Source organism: Brevibacillus agri (genome assembly GCF_004117055.1).
GTDB classification, from domain to species: domain Bacteria; phylum Bacillota; class Bacilli; order Brevibacillales; family Brevibacillaceae; genus Brevibacillus; species Brevibacillus agri.
Genome location: NZ_CP026363.1, coordinates 3825703 through 3845961 on the forward strand (window position 1 = coordinate 3825703; position 20259 = coordinate 3845961).

The 20259-nt window shown below is 55.3% G+C and carries 23 protein-coding genes; 3 read left to right on the plus strand and 20 right to left on the minus strand.

All coding sequences use genetic code 11. The features are described 5' to 3' along the window. Positions 1-10: 10 nt before the first annotated feature. From BA6348_RS18810 to BA6348_RS18855, 10 genes are all read right to left on the minus strand, one after another. The gene (locus BA6348_RS18810; protein WP_005833062.1) at positions 11-982 is read right to left on the minus strand and encodes a PhoH family protein; all 972 of its coding nucleotides are present in this window, start codon (positions 980-982) and stop codon (positions 11-13) included. A gap of 41 nt (positions 983-1023) precedes the next feature. After that, positions 1024-2232, minus strand: coding sequence for a sporulation protein YqfD (yqfD, locus tag BA6348_RS18815; protein ID WP_007777588.1), 1209 nt, complete (start codon positions 2230-2232; stop codon positions 1024-1026). Between the two features lie 26 nt (positions 2233-2258). Then, positions 2259-2555, minus strand: coding sequence for a sporulation protein YqfC (gene yqfC / locus BA6348_RS18820; RefSeq protein ID WP_007777585.1), 297 nt, complete (start codon positions 2553-2555; stop codon positions 2259-2261). Positions 2556-2796: 241 nt separating this feature from the next. Continuing rightward, entirely contained in the window at positions 2797-3003 is a 207-nt protein-coding gene (locus tag BA6348_RS18825) for a hypothetical protein (RefSeq protein ID WP_005833066.1), read from the minus strand. 230 nt (positions 3004-3233) lie between these two features. Beyond that, entirely contained in the window at positions 3234-3734 is a 501-nt protein-coding gene (locus BA6348_RS18830; RefSeq protein ID WP_026558440.1) for a hypothetical protein, read from the minus strand. Between the two features lie 11 nt (positions 3735-3745). Further along, entirely contained in the window at positions 3746-4750 is a 1005-nt protein-coding gene (gene floA / locus BA6348_RS18835; protein ID WP_005833071.1) for a flotillin-like protein FloA, read from the minus strand. Positions 4751-4765: 15 nt separating this feature from the next. Then, a complete protein-coding gene (locus BA6348_RS18840) occupies positions 4766-6100 on the minus strand; it encodes an NfeD family protein (RefSeq protein WP_026558441.1) in 1335 nt (444 codons plus the stop codon). 219 nt (positions 6101-6319) lie between these two features. Continuing rightward, positions 6320-6766 (minus strand): GatB/YqeY domain-containing protein, encoded by a 447-nt coding sequence (locus BA6348_RS18845; RefSeq protein WP_005833074.1) that lies wholly within the window; start codon positions 6764-6766, stop codon positions 6320-6322. Between the two features lie 17 nt (positions 6767-6783). Continuing rightward, positions 6784-6957, minus strand: coding sequence for a 30S ribosomal protein S21 (gene rpsU / locus BA6348_RS18850; protein ID WP_005833076.1), 174 nt, complete (start codon positions 6955-6957; stop codon positions 6784-6786). A gap of 112 nt (positions 6958-7069) precedes the next feature. Continuing rightward, positions 7070-7393 carry a histidine triad nucleotide-binding protein gene (locus tag BA6348_RS18855; RefSeq protein ID WP_005833078.1) on the minus strand — a complete coding sequence of 108 codons (324 nt, stop codon included), beginning with the start codon at positions 7391-7393 and terminating at the stop codon, positions 7070-7072. A 255-nt stretch (positions 7394-7648) separates the two neighbouring features. Here BA6348_RS18855 and BA6348_RS18860 point away from each other — a divergent pair, with 255 nt between their 5' ends. Continuing rightward, on the plus strand, positions 7649-9031 hold the full coding sequence (locus BA6348_RS18860; RefSeq protein ID WP_005833080.1) for a UDP-N-acetylmuramoyl-tripeptide--D-alanyl-D-alanine ligase: 1383 nt from the start codon (positions 7649-7651) through the stop codon (positions 9029-9031). 192 nt (positions 9032-9223) lie between these two features. Here the strand turns inward: BA6348_RS18860 and BA6348_RS18865 are convergent, their stop codons facing one another. Then, positions 9224-10351: a D-alanine--D-alanine ligase gene (locus BA6348_RS18865; protein ID WP_005833082.1), complete on the minus strand. Its 1128-nt coding sequence runs from the start codon at positions 10349-10351 to the stop codon at positions 9224-9226. A 234-nt stretch (positions 10352-10585) separates the two neighbouring features. Between BA6348_RS18865 and BA6348_RS18870 the strand changes: the two genes are divergently transcribed. Continuing rightward, complete coding sequence (locus tag BA6348_RS18870; protein ID WP_007777570.1) at positions 10586-11080, plus strand: hypothetical protein; 495 nt, start codon at positions 10586-10588, stop codon at positions 11078-11080. Positions 11081-11196: 116 nt separating this feature from the next. Here BA6348_RS18870 and BA6348_RS18875 read toward each other — a convergent pair whose 3' ends face one another. Continuing rightward, positions 11197-12492 (minus strand): class I SAM-dependent rRNA methyltransferase, encoded by a 1296-nt coding sequence (locus BA6348_RS18875; protein WP_005833084.1) that lies wholly within the window; start codon positions 12490-12492, stop codon positions 11197-11199. Between the two features lie 133 nt (positions 12493-12625). Here BA6348_RS18875 and BA6348_RS18880 point away from each other — a divergent pair, with 133 nt between their 5' ends. Then, entirely contained in the window at positions 12626-13600 is a 975-nt protein-coding gene (locus BA6348_RS18880; protein WP_007777562.1) for a Na/Pi cotransporter family protein, read from the plus strand. On the opposite strand, the gene BA6348_RS18885 is transcribed toward BA6348_RS18880, so the two are convergent. From BA6348_RS18885 to dnaJ, 8 genes are all read right to left on the minus strand, one after another. Further along, complete coding sequence (locus BA6348_RS18885; protein ID WP_005833089.1) at positions 13581-14246, minus strand: LrgB family protein; 666 nt, start codon at positions 14244-14246, stop codon at positions 13581-13583. The two genes, BA6348_RS18880 and BA6348_RS18885, sit on opposite strands and share 20 nt — an antisense overlap. Beyond that, positions 14239-14637: a CidA/LrgA family protein gene (locus BA6348_RS18890; protein ID WP_005833091.1), complete on the minus strand. Its 399-nt coding sequence runs from the start codon at positions 14635-14637 to the stop codon at positions 14239-14241. The genes BA6348_RS18885 and BA6348_RS18890 overlap by 8 nt, the downstream gene beginning before the upstream one ends. 112 nt (positions 14638-14749) lie before the next feature. Then, positions 14750-15415, minus strand: coding sequence for a deoxyribose-phosphate aldolase (deoC, locus tag BA6348_RS18895; RefSeq protein ID WP_005833092.1), 666 nt, complete (start codon positions 15413-15415; stop codon positions 14750-14752). A gap of 3 nt (positions 15416-15418) precedes the next feature. Beyond that, on the minus strand, positions 15419-15847 hold the full coding sequence (locus BA6348_RS18900) for an NUDIX hydrolase (protein WP_005833094.1): 429 nt from the start codon (positions 15845-15847) through the stop codon (positions 15419-15421). Next, the gene (gene mtaB / locus BA6348_RS18905) at positions 15844-17202 is read right to left on the minus strand and encodes a tRNA (N(6)-L-threonylcarbamoyladenosine(37)-C(2))-methylthiotransferase MtaB (RefSeq protein ID WP_005833096.1); all 1359 of its coding nucleotides are present in this window, start codon (positions 17200-17202) and stop codon (positions 15844-15846) included. The genes BA6348_RS18900 and mtaB overlap by 4 nt, the downstream gene beginning before the upstream one ends. 24 nt (positions 17203-17226) lie before the next feature. Next, positions 17227-17985 (minus strand): 16S rRNA (uracil(1498)-N(3))-methyltransferase, encoded by a 759-nt coding sequence (locus BA6348_RS18910; protein ID WP_005833098.1) that lies wholly within the window; start codon positions 17983-17985, stop codon positions 17227-17229. Between the two features lie 18 nt (positions 17986-18003). Continuing rightward, a complete protein-coding gene (prmA, locus tag BA6348_RS18915) occupies positions 18004-18945 on the minus strand; it encodes a 50S ribosomal protein L11 methyltransferase (protein WP_005833100.1) in 942 nt (313 codons plus the stop codon). 71 nt (positions 18946-19016) lie between these two features. Continuing rightward, positions 19017-20150: a molecular chaperone DnaJ gene (dnaJ, locus tag BA6348_RS18920; RefSeq protein WP_122952720.1), complete on the minus strand. Its 1134-nt coding sequence runs from the start codon at positions 20148-20150 to the stop codon at positions 19017-19019. Between the last annotated feature and the right edge of the window lie 109 nt (positions 20151-20259).

Below are 20259 nucleotides of genomic sequence, written 5' to 3' on the forward strand. Positions count from 1 at the left end.
ACGCGATTTATCAATAGCCGTGATCGGCTTCTTCCTTGGCATAGGCCGCGATAATTTTTTGCACCAGGCTGTGTCGCACGACATCCCCTTCTTGGAAATGGATGAAGGCTACGTCCGGTATCCGGTTCAAAATCCGCTCCGCTTCGCGCAGTCCGGACTTTTTGCCTTTGGGCAGGTCAACCTGTGTCACGTCACCCGTAATCACCATTTTGGACCCGAACCCAAGCCTGGTCAAAAACATTTTCATTTGCTCGGGAGTGGTGTTTTGCGCCTCGTCCAAAATGACGAACGAGTCTTCTAGAGTACGACCGCGCATGTACGCCAGCGGAGCGACTTCAATCAGTCCGCGCTCCATCATCTTGGCCACCTGCTCGGTGCCAAGCATGTCATACAAGGCGTCATAGAGCGGACGCAAATACGGGTCTACCTTTTCCTGCAGATCGCCAGGCAAAAATCCAAGGCTCTCTCCCGCTTCCACAGCCGGTCTGGTAAGAACGATCCGTTTGACACGTCCATTTTTCAACGCGGTCACTGCCGTAACCACCGCCAAATACGTTTTTCCCGTTCCGGCAGGCCCGATTCCGAAGACGATGTCGTGCTTCTTGATCGCCGACAAATAGTGCCGCTGGCCGAGCGTTTTGGCCCGGATCACCTTTCCGCGCTGGGTGCGTGCCACTTCCTCATCATAAACATCCAGCAGTTGCGCTGCTTCTCCCCGGCCGACGAGCATCATCGCATACGAAATGTCGCGCTCGGACAGTGCAATTCCTCTGCGGATTAGCTGCAGCAAAATGCCAATCAGCTCCGTCAGCTTATCCACTTCCGGCTTGTCGCCGCTAATGACCAGTTCGCCTTCGCGGGTCATGATTCGGGCAGGACTTTTTTCCTCGATCAGCTTTAGGTACGCGTCGTGCGGTCCAAACAACAACAAGGCCTCAGATGCGTCTGAAAACGGGATTCTTACCTCATCTTGTACGTGCAACAGGCTTCCATCTCCTTGCAACGGTTATCAGCAATATGACGTCACGGATTGCCATTGTTCACGGGTGCCTGGGGGATGATCGGCTGTTCAACGGCAATTTCTTCAATGACGGAAAAATGAATGCTTACGTAAACTTTACCATTCTCTGCGGTGACGTGCAAAACTTTTTCGTCCTGAATGAACGCATCTTTACCAGCTTTTTGCAAAATGTCTGCTCTGGCGAATTTTTTCGCTATCTCCGTCGCCTCTTCTGCGCTCAATTGCTTCGTAATCGGCTCGATTTGCGTGTACGTGACCGTTTTCCAGCCGATCGGCGACGTGTACCCGGCGTAAGAGGGGACGTACCGTTTTTCTTCGGTCTGGGCATCGGCAAACCCTTCCTTGTTGAACGGCCACACCTGGATCGCGTACGGCCCCACCAGCAAGTACTGCTGCTCCTGGCGCTCTCCGGTCAAGCGGTAGAGCGTTTGCTTCAGCGGCACCGAGGTGTTGCTGACATACCAGACCTCCCCTTGCACCTTGCCGCGCGCCGAAACAGCCTGCTGGCGCTCTTCGTTGCCGATAATGCCCGAGATGAGCACCTGGCCTTTTTCGACGAGCTGGTTGTTCGTCACCTGGCTTTTGCCCACTTCGGGGAGAATTTTGTGGATGACCGCGCGCTTTTTCGCCACGAGATGGCGCGGCCCCGTCGCTAGCGGCTTGACAGGCGCTTCCTTCTCCACCACTTGCAGCCTGACCTTCGTGCCCTGGATGTCGATGCCGACCCAGGCCGCTTCCGGCAGCAGGCTCAACAGCTCTTTTTGCAAAAGCAGCGGTTCCTTTAGTTTGACCTTCCAGGCCCCTTCTTTAATCCCGATCTGATCGGCGGCTTTAATCACCCGCGCCGGATCAATATGCTTGGTTCCGGTCACCTCGACGCTCCAGACAAACGAGGAGAGCATGTACAATCCGATAAAAAACAAAACCGCGCCAATAGCCAGTCCCGCGCGCCTGCGCACGCGCAAGAGCCAAAAAGGCAGGCCGTCCCTGTTTTCCACATGGCTGCGACAGCCTGTCTCCTTCAACAGCGGCCGCAGGCGAAAATAGTCGCGAATCAGTATATCGCAGCGGCTCACCTCCGAACCGACCCTGCGAATATTCCAGATTCGGATGCCATCCCGTACGGCCATATTCAGCAAACGCTCAAAACGCTTACCCCGTACGGTGATGGTGATGTGTCCATCTACCCATTCCTTGAGTCCGTTTCGCATATGTGCCGTCTCCACCTTTCTTTGTGCTACGAGCCCTGCGGCCCCGTCTCCAAAAATTTGACCCCGCCAATTCTTCCTTCGAGTAGCACTTCTTCCGGCAAAATCGCTCTTATGACAAGCTGTTCGCCTGAGACAATCATCTGCCCGTTTGTCAACAGCAAGCGCAGCTCATGTTCGCTGAAATGCAGAACACCGCGATGATTCTCTATGTACATTTGCAAGTGACCGATCATCGTAATGCGCGGGACTTCCAGGACCACATCTTGCGGCAGATCCAACACACCTCCGGCCAACTGGCGCAGACGGCGGCTCCAACGCTTCATGGATAAGCCCCCCTTCTACTGGCGCACGCGCCTTGTTTTCTACAACGGGTCATGCCAAAATCGCTTCCGGGCATCTGGTGCAATATCATTCTTACCTATGCGTATGCGAGCGAACTGTGCGGCATTCATACGAAAACCTGCGCTTTCGCATTTCCAAAGAGGGGGCAGATTTTTTTGCGAAAAGGGGCGTGGACAACCAAAAAAAGACCTCCGTCACTCGGGAGTCCCAAGTGCCAGAGGCCTATCGCTGCTGTTCTTTCTCAAGGAAGGCGGACAACTGTCGTTCGCTTCGTGTAAGCACCTTCCATTTTTTCAAGACGCGCTTTACTTTTTCCGCGGAGCACCCGCAAGCAATGGCCGTTTCGTAGATGGATTTCTTTTCAAAAATGGCAAGCCGAATCACTTTTTGGCGAAAGCGCCCCATTTGCTCAAAGATTTGCTGATTCATTGCTTGTCCACTACCCCTTATCTTTATTGGAACAAATTTCTATACTTTCAGGATAGTCAACCGCCTTGATGGACACAAGCCCAAGTTTTCGACAAACGCAATTAGAAAACTTGGCTGCGCCAATGGCTTGGCGCAGCCTTAGTTGCCCTTATACTGGATAAGAATCTTAGAAATTTTTATCTGTACAAAAAAACAGGCGAACATGACGTTCACCTGTTTTCGCTTGGCCGCTACTTGGCCGATTTGCGAGAGCGCTCGGCGAAATATGGCGCTTTGGAGCGCGGCTCGCCGAAAATCAGCGCCCACTTCATGCCTTCACGCGGATCGACGGTGCTGGCAGGCTGCGGCTTCGCTCGCTGTGGAGCCGACTGTGCCGCCGCCGCAGACAGGCGAATCGTGGAGCCTGTCGAAGCGCGTACAGGTTCCGAAAATGCCCATTCCTGCTCCACTCCGACGCCTTCCATCGATTCTGTGTCTCGGTCCATCGGCTCGTATTTGGCGGAGGCTCGCACCGTTTTCCGCTCCTCCGTCACAGCAGGCTCTTGCCTAGCCCATGGCGTCTCGACAGGCGTAAGGGGGCGGTTCGGTCTCCCTTGCGACATCTTCTTCCCTTTGCCGCCCAATCCAAGCAGCTTGTAGCCGATGTAGCCCAAAATGATAAACCAGTACTTTCCAATCAGAGGCAGAAGCCAGCCAAACAAGTCAAAGAGGAGATCCAAGAGATCGTCCATGGCGATCGCCCTTACTCTTTCTTGTCAGGCGAGGCAGGGTCCTGTTTGTCTCCTGGATGCCCGAACGATTGGCGCATTTGCGTATCGGCTGCAATGTTTTGCAGGTTGTAGTAATCCATGACGCCCATTTTGCCGCTGGTCAGCGCTTCTGCCAAAGCAAGTGGAACCTGTGCCTCTGCCTCTACTACTTTCGCTTTCATTTCCTGTACGCGAGCGATCATTTCCTGCTCTTGGGCAACCGCCATCGCGCGGCGCTCCTCCGCTTTTGCCTGGGCGATGCGCTTGTCGGCTTCGGCCTGGTCGGTTTGCAGTTGCGCCCCGATGTTTTTGCCTACATCGACGTCCGCGATATCAATGGAGAGAATTTCGAATGCCGTTCCTGCATCCAGACCTTTGTTCAGTACGGTTTTGGAGATGAGGTCCGGATTTTCCAATACGTCCTTGTGGCTCGCGGACGAACCGATTGTCGAAACAATCCCTTCCCCGACGCGGGCGATGATCGTTTCTTCCCCCGCACCACCGACCAGACGGTCAATGTTGGCGCGTACCGTTACTTTTGCTTTTGTGCGCAGCTCGATACCGTCTTTGGCCATGGCTGCTACGACTGGCGTTTCGATAACTTTCGGGTTCACGCTCATTTGTACCGCTTCCAAGACGTCGCGCCCTGCCAGGTCAATCGCTGCGGCGCGCTCAAAGCCGAGCGGAATATCTGCGCGCTGCGCGGCTACCAATGCGTCCACGACACGGTCTACGTTACCGCCTGCCAAGTAGTGGCTCTCCAACTGGTTTGTATCCAACTGCAAGCCAGCTTTGCGCGCCTTGATGAGCGGATTTACGATGCGCGACGGAACGACGCGGCGAAGGCGCATGGCGACGAGCGTAATAATCCCGATGTTCACGCCCGAGGCGAGCGCGGAAATCCAGAGCATCACGGGAACAAACGAGAAGAAAATCGAGAGAGCTACGATGGCGACCGCCACCATAAATATGAGAGGTATCAATCCACTTTCCAACATGTGCAGTTCACTCCTTTATCCTTGTTCGGCTACGACGACGCGCGTGCCTTCCACTTGCACGACGACAATCGCCGTTCCGGCGTCGATAAAGCCTCCGGCCGAAACCGCATCGACGCGTTTTCCATCCACTTTCACGACACCAGCCGGACGCAAAGGCGTCAGGGCAACACCTGTTTTCCCTGCGAGGTCACGCTGGTCCTTCGGCGCCACATATCCTTCCTCGTTGCGCTGCGCGTCGCCGAGAACGAATTTGCCAAGCAGACCTTTGACGCCGTACCGTTTGATGAGCAGAAATGCCACCAGAGCCGTGACGATTGCCGCGAGCCCCAGCGAGGCGAGCCCTTGCTGCGTGTCGTAGGCAGCCATCACCAGGCCGGTCACGATGCTGATAAACCCGATCGCTCCGACGATACCGCCTGGCAGGAATATTTCCAAGATCATGAGTAAAATTCCGATGACAAACAGACCGATGTGCAGCCAGTTTGCAAAGCCTGCCACATAATGACCGAAGAAATACAGGCCGAAGGAAACCAGAGAGATCGTACCCGCGACCCCAAAGCCGGGTGCAAACAGCTCAACCACAATTCCTACCAGGCCGATGACCAACAGCAGGCTCATGACGTACGGGCTGGTCACCCAGCGCGCGACCTTTTCCCCACCTGTCGGCTCGATCACCTGAAGGGAATCGCCCGGAACACCAAGGCTGGCCAGCAGCTCTTCCTTGCCGGAAACGACGCGGTCCGCGTAGCCCAACGTTTTGGCTTGCTGGGCGTCGAGCGAGAGCACCGTTCCTTTCGGCTTCAAGCCGGGAAACTCCGTATCCATTTCGACCATGGCCCGCGCCACATCAGGGTTGCGATTGTTCAAGCTGGCGGCCGCCGACATTTTTTTGCTCCATCCGGAGATGAACTTGATATCGGCTGCGTTGCCTGCCAGGTCAATCGGAGTCGCCGCCCCCATGCTGCTGCCTGGCGTCATAATGATTTCATTGGCATTCAAAGCGATGTAGGTACCCGCTGAAAAAGCTTGATTGTCAATGTAGGCAATGGTATGCATGGGAGATTGGCGGATGAGCTGCCCAATCTGGTCGGCAGCATCCACTTCGCCACCTGGCGTATTAATATGCAAGATGACAAGGTCTGCCTGCTGCTCCTGCGCGTCCGCGAAAGCTCTCTCCAAGAAGCTCTCCAGGCCGCGCTCAATCGTGTTGTCTACCGGAATCCAGACGGCTTTTTGATAAGACTGTGCAAACGTCCCTGGCGCTGCCAAAAACATCGAAAGCCCCATCATCAGGCAGAGAAACGAAAAGAGCAATCGCACACGGCGTAAAGCTGGCCTTGTTGCAGTCATTGCATTTACCTCCTTCCTCGTATCAGCTTCAACTTATGCCCAATAAGGTATACGAAGGAGAGGGAAGATTGTTTCAGATTTTTGTCAATAAGATGACCGCTCAAGCACCTTGACACGCCGCAAGCCGTATGTACCGCAAATTCCTCTGGGGGAAAAGAAAAAACCCAGCCATCATCTGGCTGAGTTTTCTCGTTCGTATCTATATGAGGTGTTGCTTGTCTACGATGGTAGTTCCTCAGATACAATCTTTTGCACGAGGGTTCCGTCTGCTCTGCCTTTCACTTTCGGCATGATTGCCCCCATCACTTTGCCCATCTCTTTTTTGGAGGCGGCATTTGTGGCGGCAATTGCTTCCCGAACGATATCGCGAATTTCGTCTTCGCTGAGCTGAGCGGGCAAGTAAGCGGAGAGCACGTCGATCTCTTCGCGCGATTTTAAGGCAAGTTCCTCACGGCCTGCCTTCTCGAATTCGTGGAGGGATTCACGGCGTTGTTTTAACTCACGAGTCAAGATGGTCAGCACTTCGTCTTCAGACAAAGTTCTGCCTTTGTTAATCTCTTCATTCTTTAAAGCGGCTTTCACCATGCGAATAACAGAGAGTTTTAGAGCAGCTTTGTCTTTCATTGCTTGCTTCATATCTTGATCGAGTCGCTCCATTACACTCATGATGGGCCCTCCGTCCATTAATACTTACGTTTGCGAGCTGCTTCGGATTTCTTTTTGCGCCTAATGCTAGGCTTCTCAAAGTGACGACGTTTACGCAGTTCCGCCATCACCCCGGATTTGGCGCTCTCACGCTTGAAGCGGCGAAGTGCGCTATCCAAAGACTCGTTTTTCTTGACTCGAATTTCTGCCATTTGTCTTCCCTCCCTCCGCTAAAACCGTGGGACGCCTGAATCGTGGTACGAACAGACTGTCACACTTCATTATAGGATAGATGACTAATGAAGGTCAACCTTTAGTTCATTTTTATTCGTGAAATCCTGACAAGAGGTGGTAATGAATGTGGAAAACTTCTTGTCCGCCTTCTTTTCCGCAGTTATTTACCAGGCGAAAACCGGACAACTCCAGCTTTTTCGCCAACGTCTGCGCCACCCGGTGAATGTGGCCGATCAGCGGCAAATCTTCCTCCGTCACATCCATCAGTGTCGGAATCGGCTTGCGCGGGATAATCAGCAGATGGACGCGCGCCTTTGGTGCGATGTCATGAATGACGATGACCTGTTCGTCTTCGTATTCCACGCGGGCTGGAATTTCGCCCTCCATAATCCGGGTAAAAATGCTCTTCTCCATTTTGGCAACCCCTTTCAGCTATGTATATGGCTTCGACGATTTCAAGGCACAGACAGTATCATGATAGCGGACGACACGCGGCAAATGCAACGGCCAGTCCCGCACTTTTGTCTTGCGGCCTTCCCGGGCGCGTGGTAGCATGACTTCGAGGATTCACGAGTTCGTGAACAACACGACTTCGCAGCTTCACGTTCGCGTTGTCGGCTTCCCGGTGGAGATAGATCCATGGATCAATAGAAAAAGGAGTTCGTGCACATGAAACCAATTGCACTGGAACAGGCCACAATCAATGCAGAAGGACTCTTGCTGGCAGGCTCCCCGCATCTTGTCTTGTCATCCGTTCACTTTGACACCCGCCAACTGAAAGCGGGTTCTTTATTCGTGGCGCTGACTGGCGGCGTTCGGGACGGCCACGACTTTTTGCTGCAAGCAGCCGAGCAAGGAGCAGTCGCGGCGCTCGTATCCAATCAGGAAAAAATTCCTGCGGGCTTGCCCGATGAGTTCGGGCTGATTCTCGTCAACGACACGTTGCGCGGTTTTCAAAAGCTGGCAGCCGCCTATCGGAAAGACTTTTCGATCCCGCATATCGCGATTACGGGCAGCATCGGGAAAACGACGGTGAAGGACATCGTAGCCCACGTACTCGAAGCGCGCTCCCCTGTCTACAAGACATATAAAAACTTGAACAATCATTTAGGCGTGCCGCTTTCCTTGCTACAAATGGAGCCGGAACATCAGGCCGCCGTCCTGGAGCTGGGGATGAACCACGCCGGGGAAATCGACTTGCTCGCCAGCCTGGTCAAGCCGCAAATCAGCGTGATTACGTACATTGGCGAATCGCATCTGGAGTTTTTCGGCACGCGGGAAAAAATTGCGCTCGCCAAGGCAGAGCTGCTGCCGCATACAGCCCCGGACGGCCTCGTCCTGCTGAACAAGGATTCGGAGTACTTGCCGCGCATTGCCCACCTGTATTCCGGCGAGATCATGTACTACTCGGTCAAGGAGCCTTGTGACCTGTGGGCAGAGCAAATCGAGCCGACCGACAGCGGGACGCAGTTTGACGTCTGCTTCGCTTCTGGGGAGCGCTTTTCCGCCTTCCTCCCGCTGCACGGCAAGCATAGCGTGCTGAACGCCCTGCCAGCTGTCGCCATCGCTAGACGCCTTGGCATGAGCGCCGAGCAGATCGTCGAAGCATTGTCGACTGTCAAGCTGTCCGCCATGCGCTTTGAGCAGGTGCCCTCCAGGCACGGCGCGCTGTACATCAGCGACGCCTACAACGCCAGCCCGTCGTCGATGGAAGCTGCTGCGCGCACGTTTGCCGAGCTGTTTTTCGCCCGCAAAAAAGTGCTCGTGCTCGGCGACATGTACGAGATGGGCCCGCAAAGCGCACAGATGCACGCGGGGGTCGGCCAAGCGCTCACAGACATTGCGGACCGCATCGAGCTGCTCGTCACCGTCGGCGAAGACAGCCGCCACCTGCACGATGCCTACGGCGGCCACAAGCTGCATTTTGCCACGAAGGCCGAGGCGCTTTCCGCTCTTTTGCCGCTGCGCGACGAGCGCCACGCCTTTTTGTTCAAAGCGTCAAAAGGCATGGAGCTGTGGACGCTGCTCTCCGATCTGGAAAATCGCGATTAAAAAACAGCGCCTCTCGTCCTGTACGGGAGGCGCTGTTTCATGTGCGGCAGCGGCTATGGCTCCTGCGGCTCGCAGCGTGCCGGGGGCGTGCTCGGGTCAAAAGCCCGGTGTGCCTGCTGTTCGCTTTTGGCTTTTTGCGGGCGGCGTGGCGAAAAAGAAAAAGGCGCTATCTGCTAGCACCTTTCGTTTTGCCTATTCCAACCCTTCCGCTTCGACGATGTTGCGCTGCTTGTCTGCGTGGCGCTCGAGCGCGAGCTGCACCAGGCGGTCAATCAGCTCGCTGTAGCTGACACCCGCTGCCTGAAACAGCATCGGGTACATGCTGAACGGCGTGAAGCCTGGCATCGTGTTCACTTCGTTGATGTACAGTTTGTCATTTTTCTCGTCCCAGAAAAAGTCGACGCGGGAGAGCCCGGAACCATCCAGCGCCTGGAACGCTTTTTTCGCAATGTCGGCGATCCCGTCTGCGACATGCTCGGGAATGACGGCAGGAATGGACAACTCTGTGCCCGCTCCCTTGTACTTGGCTTCGTAATCGTAAAATTCCTTGGCGGCGATGATCTCGCCCACCACAGACGTCACAAGCTCCTCGTTGCCGAGTACGCCAATTTCCAGCTCCCGCGCCTGAACAAACTCTTCCACGATCAGTCTGCGGTCAAAACGGGCAGCCAGATTGAGCGCTTGCACCAGCTCCGCACGGTTTTTCGCCTTGCTGATCCCGACGCTAGAGCCCATGTTCGCTGGCTTGACAAAGCACGGATAGCCGAGTTTGCGCTCGATGTTTTCCGCGACTTCCTCGGGGTTTTTCTCCCATTGCGAGCGCAAAAGACCGACGTACTTGACCTGCGGCAAACCGACTTGGGCGAAGACGGTTTTCATCATCCATTTGTCCATGCCGACCGCGGAGGCCATGACGCCCGTGCCGACATAAGGCAGGTTGGCAAGCTCGAGCATCCCCTGAATCGTGCCGTCCTCGCCGTTTGGGCCGTGGACGACCGGAAAGATCACATCTACCTGCTGGCCGATGGAAAACAACGAAGCCGGCTTGCTCGCCGGGATGAGTTCCTGTCCCGATCCGGTTGCCTGGTTGATCGCCTGGTCGCCTGTCGTCAAGCGCAGCGCGTCGATTTTTTCCGGCAGTTGGCCTGCCAGCGCCTCTCCTTTTACCCAGGAGCCGTCCAATTGCACGTAAATTGGCGTTACCTCGTATTTATTCGCATCCACAGCCTTCATGATCGACAAGGCTGTCCGCAAAGAAACCTCGTGCTCCGAGGATTTTCCCCCATAAATAATTCCCAGACGGATTTTTTCTGTTCCCATCCGTGCCATGCTCCTTTCCTCTGTGGCAGGCAAAGAGTCTACCTTAGTTTCATCTCTCTCCTATGCTATGCACGCGCCCAGCATCTGCACTTTGTACCGGGCAAAAGCTCGTCATTTAGCATACACAAACCGACCGGCAAATACAAGAGAAGCAAGTATCACCCACCGCGAAACTTCGTCATATCATGGGAAGTAAAAACCCTGTCATGGAGCTATTTTGCTGGAGGGATGTCCATGAGAGACTACTTGCTTTACTGTACGTATTGCTCCACGTACACGCTGCTGCACAGCTATGACAAAGACAACGGCGCCTTTTTGGGGGAGTACTCGCTCCTTCACAACGACTACACGCGGGACAGCATCGTCCTGAACAAATTTTTGCTCGCTCACCTCGGTCACACCATCCGGCCGATTCCCTCCCAGACGGATGACTATCGGCAAATTATTTGCAACGCCTCCCATTTTCTCGAGGATGACATCGACAAATATGTGGAGGAAAGCCAGCAACGGGCGAAGTTCCGGGAGCGGAACCGCAAGAGCGAGCGCGAAATCGGCCAGGTCCAGCTCTACCTCATCGAGCATTTGCTGACCCACGAGTTGCAAACATTAAGCCAGGCCCGCGCCGCTACCCCCGCCGAAGGACAAGTCTTGCTCGGAAAAGAGCTCGGCTTCAAAAAAGCTCTCGACCTCGTCCGGCAGGTGAAAAACGACAAGCAGTTTGCGCAGTAAGCCTGGCAGGCTGGCGAAATCGGCGCGCGGATGTCAGCCAGCTAGCGCGAGCAGCGACCCCATTCCACGTGAACGCAAAAACAGCGCCAGATACGCTTCGGCGCTGTTTTCTTTTTCTACTTGCGATCGCGCACTTCAAAAATGGCGAACTTCAAGTAATGCGCTTCGTCGGCCCCGCTGATTTGCGGGTGGTCTTTCCCGGCTCCGCGCCACTCGATCAGCCGCAAGATTTTTTTCGCATCGACGGCCGCTTCCTGGATCGTTTCCAAAAACAGCTCCGGCGACATATGGTACGAGCAGGAGGCAGTGACCAAAAAACCGCCCGGACGGACGAGCTTCATCCCGTTCAGGTTGATATCCTTGTAACCGCGGCAGGCGCCTTTGACTGCGCCACGCGACTTGGCGAAAGCTGGCGGATCGAGAATGACCACGTCCCAGCTTTTGCCCGCCTCCACGTTTTCCCGCAAATAGTCAAACGCATTGGCTACGACAAACTCGACGCGGTGCAAAAAGCCGTTCAAGGTGATGTTGCGCTTCGCCGTTTCGATGGCGTGCTCGGAGATGTCGAGCGCCGTCACTTTTTTCGCCCCGTGCTTGCAGGCGTTCAGCGTGAACGAGCCTGTATGCGTGAAGCACTCCAGCACCTCTGCCCCGTCCCAGAACGGATTTTTGACTACTTTTCCCCGCTTGTCGACGGGCATGAGCTTTTGCTCGCCATCTGTTTCTACCTGCTGTAGTGTAATGCCGTGCTTTTCGCCCCACCCTTTCATCAATGGCGCGATCGAAGCGCGGTTTTCCCGCTGGTCGTAGAAAAATCCGGTTTTTTGCCCCTCGACGATATCCACATAGTACTTCAGACCGTTTTCCTCGATCAATACTTCACGCGGACATTCTCCGTACAGAACGCCTTTTCCTTCCGCCAGCCCTTCCAGCTTGCGCACAGGCACGTCGTTGCGCAAATAGATGCCCGTCGGCGCAAACACTTCCACGAGCGCATCGGAAATCCAGTCGATCCGCTTTTCCATGCCCAGCGAAAGAACTTGTACGACCAGCGTATCCTCGTAGCGGTCCACGATCAGCCCAGGCAAAAAATCGGCCTCGCCGTAAATGACGCGGCAGGCGCGCGGGTTGTCCACAAATCTGTCGCGAAACTGTGCAGCTTGTCTGATTTTGCGCAAGAAAAACGCATAGTCGATCGCTTCGTTCGGGTCGTAGCTCAAAATGCGCACGATCATTTGCGATGCTGGGTTGATGTAGCCTTTTGCCAAAAAGTGTCCTTTGTGGTTCGTCACTTCGACGATCTCACCCGGCACGACCTCGCCCTGAATTTCCAATACTTCCGACTGAAAAACCCACGGGTGGCCCGCTTCTAGCCGCTTTTTCCGATGCTGATTCAGTAGCACTCTCGCCATGCAGTCAGTCCTCTCCTTGTCATGCTTGCCCCTGTACAGGCATAGCGTTATAGTAACTTCCTTTACGGTTGGCCCCGCGTTTTTAACGGCCAGCCTCGCTTGCTATTGTAATCAAGAAGGAGGAACCCAACTTGTGATGTTCTCCATCCTCGCCCCGTTTACGCTCGGGCTCTGTTTTTTTCTGCTTGGTATGTATGCGATGCGGACCGGCTTTCAAAATCTGGCAGGCAAAAAAATGGAAGAATGGATGTCGCGCTTCACCCGCACGCCCTACCATAGCTTCTGGGTCGGACTGATCGCCACGTTTGTCCTGCAAAGCTCCAGCGCCGTAACCGTCCTGACCATCGGCCTGACCAATGCGGGCATCATCCAGTTCGCCCAGACAGTCGGCATCATCCTCGGGACCAATCTGGGCACAACGGTGACGACAGAGCTGGTCGCATTGAAACTGGAGTCGTTTGCCATCCCGATGTTGCTCGTCGGCGTGGCTCTCTGGCTGATGCCCCGCCCGAACGTTCGCTGCACAGGGCTTGTCATTGCGGGCTTCGGCCTGATCTTCCTCGGGATTGATACGTTGAAGCTGATGGCAAAGCCGTTGGAACAGTCCGAGACGTTCCGCTCCCTTTTCCTGGAAAGCAGCCACTCCATCTGGATCGGGCTTGTCACCGGGATCATTTTCACCGCGCTCATCCACAGCGGATCAGCGACGACCGTCATTACGATGGGGCTGCTCACCCATCAGATTTTGTCCATGGAGACAGCGCTTGCCATCGTGCTTGGGGCCAATATCGGCACATGCTTCACCGCTGTCATTGCCGCGATCGGAACGAATACGGCCTCGAAGCAGGTTGCCTGGTGCCATACGCTCTTCAACGTCGCAGGCGCGATTGTCTTTTTGCCTTTTTTATCCCAGCTTGCCCAGGTCAGCGCCTTTTTAACGGCAAGCCCTTCGATGCAAATCGCCCATTCGCAGACGCTCTTCAATCTGATCTGCTCCATGGCCGCCTTGCCGTTTGTGCCCCAGATTGCCCGCTTCATCCAGTGGATCATTCCAGATAAGCGGCAGCCGCCTACACCGACCGTATGGCTTAAAAAGAAAACGGGATGAGGTAGAGCGAGGTGACGACGCCCGCAACGATCATCGCGACGCTCGAAGCCGCTGTCTGGACAGGGGAAATCCGGTTCAAGCTGGCTGTTCCAATCGCATGCGCGCTCGTTCCCACGGCGATCCCGATTGCCCAGTCATCTGTAATCCGGCCCCATTTGAGGACAGGTCGCGCGATCATCACTCCGACCATGCCTGTCAGTGCGGTAAAAAAGGCAGCGAGAGCAGGCACTCCGCCAATCGAGGCAGCCAGCTCCAACGCAATCGGCGTCGTGACCGATTTGCTCAGCATGCTTTTCAGCAGCATATCGTCTGAGCCAAAGCACCAGTGGATCGCATACACAGACGCAATCGCCACGGCACACCCCGCGCAGACTCCGAGCAAAACGCCGCGCCAGATGTGGGCAAACTCTCTGATTTGTCTGGCGAGCGGAACCGCCAACGCGACGGTAGCCGGACCGAGCCAGAACGAAATCCACTGTCCTCCGGCAGAAAAAGCTTCCCAGTCACCGCTTGCGGCCCACCAGATGACCCAGACGAGCACGACCGCCACAATCAGCGGCTGCAAGCGGGGAAAGCGGGCGTTGACCAGCATCGCCCCGCGATAGCCCGCCAGCGTGACCAGGATCGCGAACCATTGGCTAAGCATCCAGCGTCCTCCTTCCTTCCGGCACGGAAGCTTGCGTCTTCTTCTGCTGCTGGCGGCGCAAATAGCTCTGGACGACACGGCCAGTCACGAGCATGACGAGCATCGGCGCTACAATCATCGACAGCGCAATCGACCATGGAGCCTGGGCAAACAAATTCAAATAGCTGGCCACCCCGACGATAATCGGAACGAAAAACAGCATCATGTGGCGAACGAGAAACGTGCTCGCCCGCTCTACCCACTCCATCCGAACCCAGCCCGTGACAAGCCCCAGCGTCAACAAGAGCATCCCGACCAGGTTGCCAGGCAAAGGGATATGCAGCCACTTGCTCGCAAGCACCCCCACTCCATAAAAAGCAAGAAGAATACCGATCCCCGTGACCATTTTCATCTGCCACACCCCTCTCCCGCTTTCTCCTCTCGTCTTCTTTTGTTTCGGTCGTTTCATGCAAAAAAAGTAGGAAAAAGCCCGGCCTTACTTGGCCAGGCTTTGCTTGTGCATGCTAGTATCCGCTGCCTGTTGCTTTTGCGCCCGTCACAATCGAAATGCCGGAGCTTGTACCGATACGGCTCGCCCCTGCCTCGATCATCGCGAGAGCTGCCTCGCCGTCGCGCACGCCGCCGGATGCTTTTACCCCGATATCAGGGCCGACGGTTTTGCGCATCAAAGCAATGTCTTCTACCGTTGCTCCACCTGGTCCAAAGCCGGTGGACGTTTTCACGTAATCCGCGCCTGCTTCCACGCAGAGCTTGCACGCGATTTCTTTTTCCTGGTCCGTGAGAAGACCTGTCTCCAAAATCACTTTCACAAGCACGTCTCCCGCCGCTTGCTTCACGGCAGCCACATCCTGCTTCACGGTTTCCAGGTCACCGGATTTCAGGGCGCCGACGTTCAGCACCATATCGACTTCTGTTGCGCCGTTGGCAATCGCGTCGCGCGTTTCCGCCACTTTTGCCGCCGTCGTGTTCGCTCCCAGAGGGAAGCCGATCACGGTGCACACTTTCACATCTGTACCCGCCAACAGCTCGGCAGAACGCTTCACCCAGTATGGATTGACGCACACAGACATGAAATCGTGCTCTTTCGCTTCCGCGCAGAGCTTGTCGATCATCTCCTGCGTAGCTTCCGGCTTCAAAAGGGTATGGTCGATAAATTTGTTCAATTGCATAAACTACACCTCAATCCCGAGTTTTTGGAAGGCAAGGCGAAAAATGTCGTCGTTGTTCCGGTATCCGCGCTGCAGTTGCAGCTCCCAGGCCTCTTTGGCAGGATGCCAATGAACATCGTTGATTTCTTCCAGTTGCACTGTAATCTCTGTATTGTAGGCTTCCACCAGATAATAGTGGACTTCCTTGTCGACGGACTCCCCCGTCACCGGATGCGTGTAGACGTAGGTAATCATGTCCAGCTTGGCGTCGAGACGCCCTGCGACTCCTGTCTCCTCCAACACTTCACGCAAAGCGGTTTCTTCAATCGTCTCGCCGATTTCCTGCTTGCCTTTTGCCAGCGTGACTTTGCCATAGCGGTCTTCGATCAAAAGAAGCATGTGCTGTCCGTCTTGCAACTGATAGACTACGCCTCCTGCCGATATCTCCTTCATATGGCTCGCTCCTTCAAATAAGGCAGCAGCTCCGTCTCAACGACGCGGACAAAAGTCCCTTGGCAATATTCAGAGCCTGGTTTGTCCAGTCTGACCTTGCAAATTTTTCCGATCATGCTCTCGTCGCCAGGGAACACGACGTTCAGGTAGTTGTCGGAGTAGCCCATCAACAGGCCGCTGTCCGGCGCATCTTTGAACGGGCGCTCTGGAATCACTTCCAGCACGTCGCCGACGAATTGCTTGGAGTACGCCATGGTCAGCTCCTGGTTCAGCTCAAGCAATTTCGTTACGCGCTCGTGTTTTTCCTCTTCCGGAATCTGATCGGTCATCCGGGCGGCTGGCGTACCTGTCCGCATCGAGTACGGGAATACGTGCAGCTCCGCAAAGCCGATTTTTTTGATGAAGTTGTAGCCGTTCATGAACTGCTCCTCGGTCTCGCCCGGGAAGCCGACAATGACGTCTGTGGTGATCGCCGCACCCGGCAGCGCTTCACGCACTTTCACCATTTTTTCGTAAAACTCAGCCGTTGTGTACTTGCGGCGCATGCGCTTCAACACTTCGTCGTCGCCCGCCTGCAGCGGCACGTGCAGATGGCGTACGACGCGGTCGGAATTGTTGATGACTTCGATGACTTCATCGGTAATCTGGCTCGCCTCGATCGAGCTGATGCGGATGCGCTTGAGCCCATCCACCTGATGCAAGTCGACCAGCAACTTGGCCAGGTTGTAGTCTTCCAGGTCTTCGCCGTATCCGCCTGTATGAATCCCGGTCAGAACGATTTCCAGGTAGCCTGCTTCCACCAGCTTTTTCGCCTGCTCGACAACGCTCTCCGGCTTGCGGGAGCGCATCAGGCCGCGCGCCCACGGAATGATGCAAAACGTGCAAAAGTTGTTGCAGCCTTCCTGAATTTTCAGCGAGGCGCGGGTTCTGTCCGTGAAGTTCGGGACGTCCAGCTCCTCAAACTCGCGAGCTTTCATGATGTTGCCAACCGCGTTGATCGGCTTGCGCTCGGCTTGAATTTGCTTGACGTATTCGGTCAGCTTCTCGCGGCCTTGCGTTCCCACGACGATATCCACGCCCGGGATTTGCGCGATCTCGCTGGGAGATGTTTGCGCATAGCAGCCGGTTACCGCGACAATCGCGTCCGGGTTGCGGCGAATCGCGCGGCGGATGACTTGACGGCTCTTTTTATCACCTGTATTCGTAACGGTACAAGTATTAATCACGTAAACATCGGCGTCGTCCTGTTCAAAGTCGACTCGCTCGTAGCCTTCTGCCTTGAACAGTTGCCAGATCGCCTCTGTCTCATAGCTGTTCACTTTGCAGCCTAATGTATGAAAAGCAACGGTAGACATTGCCATTCCTCCTTTCGCTTGCGCTCATCCTTTGCGATGCGATGAAGCTTTTCGTTCAAACTGGTAGGAAGCGGCGGCGAGCACGTATTGGCTTGCCGTTTCCGTGCGCAAAATGCGGGGGCCAAGCGACACTGTCAAAAATCCTTTGCTCTCCGCCTGGGCTACTTCCTCCGGGGAAAAGCCCCCTTCAGGGCCAATCAGGACGAGCAGGGAATCGCCAGCCGACATCTGCTCCAGCACCTCATGAACGGTTGTACTGCCTTCCTTTTCATAGGCGATGGCCACATGCGTATAGGCTTGCCCTGCCGCAAGCGCCTCGCGAAACGAAACAGGTGCGAGCAGCTCAGGCAAAACGGCCCTGTGCGACTGCTCGGCTGCCTCCTTGACGATTTTGCGCCAGCGCTCCAGCTTTTTCGCTTCTTTTTTGGCGTCCAGTTTGACGATGGTCCGTTCAGAGGAAAACGGAAAAAAGGAGTACGCTCCGAGTTCCGTCCCCTTTTGCAAGATCCACTCCATCTTCTCGCCTTTTGGCATGCCTTGCCCAATGGTAACGCGGATCGGCAGTTCGCGCTCTTCCTGGAGCAGTTCGATCACTTCTGCCTGGACTTCCTTGGCAGACAAACTGACGAGCCTGGCTCGCGCCGATCTGCCCGCTCCGTCCGAGACGAGGATTTCGTCCCCGATCCGCGCTCGCATCACGTTTACGATATGGTGAACATCGTCTCCGATAATCGTTAGCTCATGCTCATGAAAGAGATGTGGCTCGACAAAATATCGTTGCATCTCGCCAACCTCACTATTCTATCGTTTTTTTGCGACAATTGCTACCCAGTCGTCGATGAAAATGGTTTCCACGACTTCAAGCCCGGAAGCGACCAAAGCGGCTTTGACGTCCGCTTCCCGCGCCGCGATAATGCCGGATGCGATGAACGTGCCGCCTGGCTTCAGCACGCGGAATACATCGTCTGTGAAGCGCAAGATGACTTCCGCCAAAATGTTGGCGACGATGACCTCCACCTGCTCCTCGATGCCATCCAGCAAGTTGTTCTGTCTGACGGTGATGTGCTCGCTCACGCCGTTCAGCTCGGTGTTGGCCTGGGCGGAGCGCACCGCCACCTCGTCCAAATCCATCGCAATCACGTCTTTGGCCCCCAGCTTGATCGCAGCAATGCTCAAAATCGCCGTTCCGGTTCCCACGTCGTACACGCGATCGCCTTTTGTCAAATACTTTTCCAGCGCGCGCAAACAGAGAATCGTCGTCGGATGCGTCCCTGTCCCAAAAGCCATTCCCGGGTCCATCTCGATGATGATTTCTTCCGGGTGGCGCGGCTCATACTCTTCCCAGACAGGCTTGATCGTCATCCGGTCAGAGACGTGCACAGGCTTGTAATACTTTTTCCAGGCGTGGGCCCATTCGTCCTCGTGAACATCGTTTACGGCGATCGACGCCTTGCCGATGTCCAGGCCGTAGTCGGTCAGTTGCGCCAGTTGCTCTTTCAATTCTTCCACGACATCAATCAACTCGCTGCTGTCAACGGGCAAATACGCTTTGACGAATACGCCCTCGGCCGGAAAATCGTCAGGAGAGAGCTGGTAGATTTCGCCAAAGGGGGTATCCCACTCGCGATAGAGCACCTCCGGGTCTTCGATGACGACACCGTTAGCCCCCATTTCATAGAGAAGGCTGGACACCGCCTCCGTAGCCTCCGCTGTTGTATGGATACTGATTTCTGACCATTTCACGAATCTACCACTCCCCACTTTTGCTTTCCTGATGAACTTGTTTAACTGCAAGCGGACAAAACCGCGACCGATTACTCGCCGCGGAATGCCCGTTTCATTTTTTCAAAAAAGCTTTCGTCTTCTCCGCCTGCGCCATGCTGTCCCGGCTTCTCTCCGGACAGTTCAGCCAACTCGCGCAGAAGCTCTTTTTGCCTGTCGCTGAGCTTCGTCGGCGTGATGACGCGCACTTTGACGTGCTGATCGCCACTGCCGTTGCCGCGCAGGTGCGGCACACCTTTTCCACGCAAGCGGAAGAAGGTTTCTGTCTGTGTTCCCGCCGGGATTTTCAGCTTCACGCGGCCATCCACGGTTGGCACCTCGATCTCGTCGCCGAGCGCCGCCTGTGCGTAAGTGAGCGGCACTTCGCAGTAAATATCGTTGCCTTCGCGCTCGAAAAACTCGTGGCTTTTCACGCGCAGCACGACGTACAAATCACCTGGAGGCCCTCCGTTGGCTCCCGGTTCCCCTTCGCCCGAGACGCGCAATTGCGCTCCGTCATCGACACCTGCCGGGATGTTGAGATGAATTTTGCGGCGTATCTTGACGCGTCCACTGCCTCGGCACGTGGAGCATTTTTCTTTGAAAACTTTTCCTTTGCCTTCGCACGTGGAGCAGACGCGACGGTTGACGATGCGGCCAAACGGCGTGTTCGCTGCCACTTCCTGCTGCCCGGTACCGTGACAAGTTTTGCACGTCTCGACGCCTGTTCCCGGTTTGGCCCCGGAGCCGAGGCACGTATCGCACTCCGCTTCTTTCGGGATTTCCACATCGGTTTCTTTTCCAAAAATCGCGTCGATAAAATCAATGCTCAGGCCGAATTGCAGATCGGCCCCTTTGCGCGGCGCGTTCGGGTTCGCGCGTCTGCCGCCGCCACCGAAGAACATGTCAAAAATGTCTCCGAAGCCGCCCATGCCCGACGTGTCAAACCCTCCGCCGCCAAAGCCCTGATTCGGGTCCTGATGGCCGAAACGATCGTACTGCGCGCGTTTTTGCGGTTCAGACAGGACATCGTAAGCTTCCTTGACTTCCTTGAACTTTTCTTCCGCATCAGCGGCTTTATTTACATCCGGATGGTACTGGCGGGCAAGCTTCCGGTACGCTTTCTTGATTTCTTCCGCGTCCGCGTCCTTGGCTACTCCCAGAACCTCGTAGTAATCGCGTTTCATCTCCTAATATCACTCCCATGACAGTCAACTGTTATCATAGCATGTGACAGACCCGAAAAAAAGTCAAAGTCAGCTTTTGCGTGACTTTGACTTCCATGGGGTCACATCG